At 50.6% G+C, this 1,088-nt stretch carries 1 protein-coding gene; it reads right to left on the bottom strand.

All coding sequences use genetic code 11. From position 1 onward, the window contains the following. On the bottom strand, window positions 1-1,088 hold a 1,088-nt coding region (locus WBG78_RS30745; RefSeq protein ID WP_337330379.1), incomplete at both ends, for a lipoprotein 17-related variable surface protein.

Below are 1,088 nucleotides of genomic sequence, written 5' to 3'. Positions count from 1 at the left end.
GCTGCAGGTGTATAAGTCAGGGTTCCGGTTGCAGCATTGATCGAAGGCTGAACTGAGAACAAGGAGTTGTTATCATTAGTAAGCGTGAACGTGAGTATCTGCGTGCTTTCGTTGGCAGCGCCTTTGTTCAACGCTGTTGCCCAGCCAACCACAGTTTGTGCGCCTGCATCCTCATTGATGCTTTGATCCAGACCTGCTGTGAAGGTAGGCTCATCGTTAACCGGAGTTACAGTAATCGTGAATGTCTGCGTGGCGTAGGTGTCGTCGCCGCCGTTCGCAGTACCTCCGTTATCAGAAAGCACAATGGATACTGTTGCTGTTCCATTGGCATTTGGCGCCAATGTATACGTGAGGTCTCCTGTTGTAGCGTTGATTGCAGGCTGAACGCTGAACAGCGAGTTGTTATTGTTCGTCAGCGTGAAGGTTAATACCTGCGCACTCTCGTTAGCATCTCCTTTACTGATCGACTTCGCCCAGGCCAGCACTGTTACCGGTGTTGCATCTTCCAGCACAGTTTGGTCTGAACCTTTGGTAAAGCTTGGCTCATCATTAACACCGTTGATGGTGATGGTGAACGTCTTCGTTGAAGCGTCATCGCCGCCGTTGGTTGTACCTCCATCGTCTGAGAGAGTAACCGTAACGGTTGCAACACCGGAAGCATTTGCGGCAGGAGTGTACGTCAGTGTGCCGGTTGCGGCATTGATCGAAGGCTGAACTGAGAACAAGGCGTTGTTATCATTGGTAAGAGTGAACGTTAGCGTTTGCGAACTTTCATTCACAGCACCCTTGTTAATAGCAGTTGCCCAACCGGTCGCAGTCTGCGCGCCAGCATCTTCATTGATGCTTTGATCCAGGCCTGCTGTGAAGGTAGGCTCATCGTTAACCGGAGTTACAGTAATCGTGAACGTCTGCGTGGCGTAGGTGTCGTCGCCGCCATTCGCCGTACCTCCGTTATCAGAAAGTACGATCGATACCGTCGCTGCTCCATTGGCATTCGTAGCTAATGTATAAGTGAGGTCACCAGTTGTCGCATCAATAGCGGGCTGAACAGCGAACAATGAATTGTTATTGTTCGTCAGGGTGAAAGT

The sequence above is a fragment of the Chryseolinea sp. T2 genome (genome assembly GCF_037203685.1).
Classification (GTDB): domain Bacteria; phylum Bacteroidota; class Bacteroidia; order Cytophagales; family Cyclobacteriaceae; genus Chryseolinea.
Note: the sequence above shows the minus strand (reverse complement) of the source record. Positions and strands in the feature narration are given on the sequence as shown.